We start from the raw sequence: 3,560 nt of genomic DNA on the forward strand, positions 1-3,560 counted from the left end.
GCGCAACAGTGCGGCCGAGGGCAGCAGTTCGGCGGGGGCGGGGATGCGTACGGCCCGCTTCCGCCGTATCCCGAAGCGTGCCGTCACCACGTCGTCGAGCTCCCCGGGCAGCAGCTCCGCGAGCCGCTCGTCGGAGACAGCGCCGAGCGCGGGCCAGGCGGCGGGCCGGTCCTGGAGGAGCAGCAGGGCGAGGCCGGTGTGCGCGAGGGCGGTGGCGGGGCCCGCGGGGTGCCCGGCGAGCTGCTGCCAGAGGCGCTCACGCAGGGGGACCTCGACGAGCTTGCCCTGGGCGCGCAGCCACCGCTCGACCTCGGCGAGGGCGAAGGCGGGGCTGGTGTCGGTGCCCCCGACGGGTTTGGGGAAGTCGCCGTGCCTGCGCCGCCAGTTGCTGACGGCGGCCCGGCCGACCCCGGCGAGCCGGGCGATACCGGCGGCGGTGACCTCGGTCGTCTCGTCCGACGGCGTCATCGTGCAGCTCCCCTCCACCGCGCGGGGTCGATCGCGCGGCGTCGAGCATAGCGGGGATGCGCGCACCACGGAGCACTTCACGGCCGTTAACTCATGCGTACACAGTTCTCGTGTTGACTCGGTTCACACCCACCTGCTCTCATGGAGCCATCGACCGACTTCCCTGGGGGGATCTCCATGCGTCAGCACCGTGCCCGTCCGCACCGCCACGTCATCGCCGCGGCCTGCCTCGCACTCGCCGCCACGGCCGGACTCACCGCCTGCGGCTCCGAGGACGGCAAGGCCGCCGGAGCCGCGAAGCGGGCCGCCGGGAAGACCGGCGCGGCCAAGGACCCCTTCGCCGGGATGTCCGGCGGCGAGATCGCCGACAAGGCGGTCGAGGCGACCTCCAAGGCCGCGTCGCTGCGCATGAAGGGCGCCGTGACCGACGCGGAGGAGGGGCGGATCTCGCTGGACATGGCCCTGGACACCACCGGCACCTGCGCGGGCACGATGGGCATGAACGGACAGGGCTCGATCGAGCTGATCATCCCGGGCGACACCGTCTACATGAAGTACGACGAGAAGTTCCTGCGCGCGCAGAGCAAGGGGGAGCCCGCGTCCGACGTACAGGCCGCGGTCGACATGCTCGCCGACCGGTGGGCGAAGACGAAGGCGACGAGCTCCGACGCCAAGGAGATCGCCGGGTTCTGCGACCTCGACACCGTGCTCGCCGACTTCAAGGACGTCCACTCGGCGGCCCGCAGAGGCGGCGCGACCACGGTCGACGGCGTCCCCGCGATCAAGCTCACCGAGAGCGACGGCAAGGAGAAGTACGAGCTCTACGTGGCCACGGAGGGCAAGCCCTATCTGCTGCGGGTCGACACCCTGACCAAGGGCGGCACACCGGAGACCCTGTCCTTCGGCGACTACGACAAGCCGGTCAAGGCCACCCCGCCCACCGGCGACATCCTCGACCTGGACAAGCTCGCGAGCTGACGCCCCGGCACGGGCCCCGCTCACAGCGGGTGCCGCACGCCGGTGCCGCACCCCGTGTCACCTCGTCCGGAGCGCCGCGTCAGCGCGCGTGGAAGCGTCCCGGAGCGGTGGTCGGCGCGTCGCCCGCGGGCAGTTCCTCCTCCGGGCAGGACGCGAGCACCTTCTTCATGGCGTCCCGCTCGGCCCCGGTCACCCACACCCCGTACTTCTTCTTCACCGCGACCTGACCGGCCACGTACGCGCACCGGTAGCCCTTGTTCGGCGGCAGCCAGGTCGCGGTGTCGCCGTCGCCCTTGCCCCGGTTGGGGCCCGCGTCGACGGCGAGGAGGTTGAGCGGGTCGTTGGCGAAGGCGATGCGCTTGCTCGGCTCCCACTGGAAGGCGCCCTTCTGCCAGGCGTCGGAGAGGGCGACGAGATGGTCGATGTCGACCTGGCTGCGCCCGCGCCGGAACGTCACTTCCCTGCCGGTGTAGGGGTCGGGCGCCAGCTTGCCGGAGGCGACCCGGCACTCCCCGCCCTCGTACGTGACGTCCTTCAGGTCCCGCTTGAGGATGTCGTCCCGGGTCGGACAGCGGTTGGAGTCCGTGTCGGCCCAGGCGGTGCCGAACCTCGCCCGGTCGTAACCGGTCTTCGGCGCACGGCCCTTGACGGTGAGCGTGTCGACGGCGGCGAGCGCGGACCCGGCGCCCGCCGTGGCCCCCGGGGCACCGTCCGCCGCCTTGTCGTCGCCGGACTCGCAGCCGGTGACCAGGGCGGGCACGGCGGCAAGGGCGAGCAGGGCCGCGAGGGTGCGCCGGTTCACCGGACCACCACCGTGTCGCCGAGGGCGATGGGCGCGGGCGTCACGACGTCGGTGTGGATGCCGACGCACATGCCCCGGGCGSCRSCGCGCGTCTTCAGGACCCGGTTGTCCACGGGCAGTCCCGGCTGGGCCTGGGTGACCATGACGCAGCGCTTGACGCGCTTGACCACGCGCAGCCGCAGCGGCTCCCCGTCCCGGTCCCCGCCGATGGTGATCTCCCGGCCCACCCAGTCCTCCTCGATCCACGGTTCGTCGGTCTCCACGACGACGTTCTTGCGCAGCCGACGCACGTCCACGGGGTCGGCGTCACCGAGCAGGTCGCCGAGCGCCCGGAGCGACGCGGTGCCGACGAGGGAGACGGCCGAGACGTCCTTGTGGCTCTCCCCGCCCTCGCGGACCAGCTCGACGCCCTCGCCGAAGCGTTCGGGTATCCGGGCGTCGCCCGGCCGCAGCACCGCACCGTCCGGCGCGGTGATGACGGGCGCGCCGTCCCCGTCGTAGGTCACGCGGTGTTCGAGCATCCCGGGGGTGCGGCGGAACCGCTGGTGGTTCTTGCCGCTGGCGAGCTTGCCGTCGGGGTACCGCAGGGCCCACAGCCGGTCGCCGACGACACCCCGCCCGTCGCACTCCAGCCGGTCGTGCTCCTCGCCCAGCATCGACTTCACCGGAAACCGGCGCAGACCCACGACCTTGAACGCCACCGCGCTCTCCCCTCCCCTGGGCGGACTCTCCCGGCCCCACGGTATCGGCAGCCCGGCCTCCCCCTCCGTATGACCTCCGGGGTAATCGACCGCGCCCGGCCGCCGGGTAAGGATCGGCCCTGTCGAAGAGAGCGCCGGACATCCACCGAGGAGCACGCGATGACGACCCAGCACCCCGACGCCGAAGCGACCCGAGCCGTCGTACAGGACTTCCTGAAGGCCCGTCTGGCCGGTGACGAGGGCCGGATGGTGGAGCTCTTCGCCGACGAGGTCGACTGGCTCCTCGCCGAGAATCCCGGCGTGCCCTGGATACGCCCGCGCCGCACGGGCGCCGAGTGCGCCGCCCAGGCCGCGGATCTGGCCGCGCACACCGTCGCCGAGGACAGCCGCGCCACCCTCGACACCTTCCTCGTCGACGGCGCCGACGCGGTCCTGTTCGGCCACCTCGCGGGCACCGTGCGCGCCACGGGCAAGTCCTTCGAGGGCCCCTACGCCCTGCGTCTCACGGTGGAGGCGGGCCGCATCACCCGCCACCACCTCTACGAGAACAGCCTCTCGATCGCCGAGGCGTGCGCTCCCTGACCGCCCCCGGCGCGCGCCGCCCTCACGAC

At 72.9% G+C, this 3,560-nt stretch carries 5 protein-coding genes; 2 read left to right on the top strand and 3 right to left on the bottom strand.

The window, feature by feature from the left end:
- On the bottom strand, positions 1-468 hold a 468-nt coding region (locus AB8Z36_RS34575; protein ID WP_369217344.1), incomplete at its 3' end, for a helix-turn-helix transcriptional regulator.
- A 177-nt stretch (positions 469-645) separates the two neighbouring features.
- Here AB8Z36_RS34575 and AB8Z36_RS34580 point away from each other — a divergent pair.
- Positions 646-1,446, top strand: coding sequence for a hypothetical protein (locus tag AB8Z36_RS34580; RefSeq protein WP_369217345.1), 801 nt, complete (start codon positions 646-648; stop codon positions 1,444-1,446).
- 79 nt (positions 1,447-1,525) lie between these two features.
- Here the strand turns inward: AB8Z36_RS34580 and AB8Z36_RS34585 are convergent, their stop codons facing one another.
- Complete coding sequence (locus tag AB8Z36_RS34585; protein ID WP_369217346.1) at positions 1,526-2,248, bottom strand: HNH endonuclease family protein; 723 nt, start codon at positions 2,246-2,248, stop codon at positions 1,526-1,528.
- Positions 2,245-2,949, bottom strand: a complete 705-nt coding sequence (locus AB8Z36_RS34590) for an MOSC domain-containing protein (protein ID WP_369217347.1) — start codon at positions 2,947-2,949, stop codon at positions 2,245-2,247. Before AB8Z36_RS34590 ends, AB8Z36_RS34585 begins: the two co-directional genes overlap by 4 nt.
- A 159-nt stretch (positions 2,950-3,108) precedes the next feature.
- Here AB8Z36_RS34590 and AB8Z36_RS34595 point away from each other — a divergent pair, with 159 nt between their 5' ends.
- Entirely contained in the window at positions 3,109-3,531 is a 423-nt protein-coding gene (locus AB8Z36_RS34595; protein ID WP_369217348.1) for a nuclear transport factor 2 family protein, read from the top strand.
- Positions 3,532-3,560: the final 29 nt, after the last annotated feature.

This window comes from Streptomyces flavofungini, assembly GCF_041028215.1.
In the GTDB taxonomy this organism is placed as follows: Bacteria; Actinomycetota; Actinomycetes; order Streptomycetales; family Streptomycetaceae; genus Streptomyces; species Streptomyces flavofungini_B.

Excerpts from the sequence above, each read along its gene's own strand:
- AB8Z36_RS34580 (WP_369217345.1), top strand. The coding sequence starts at position 646 with ATGCGTCAGCACCGTGCCCGTCCGCACCGCCACGTCATCGCCGCGGCC.
- AB8Z36_RS34595 (WP_369217348.1), top strand. The coding sequence starts at position 3,109 with ATGACGACCCAGCACCCCGACGCCGAAGCGACCCGAGCCGTCGTACAG.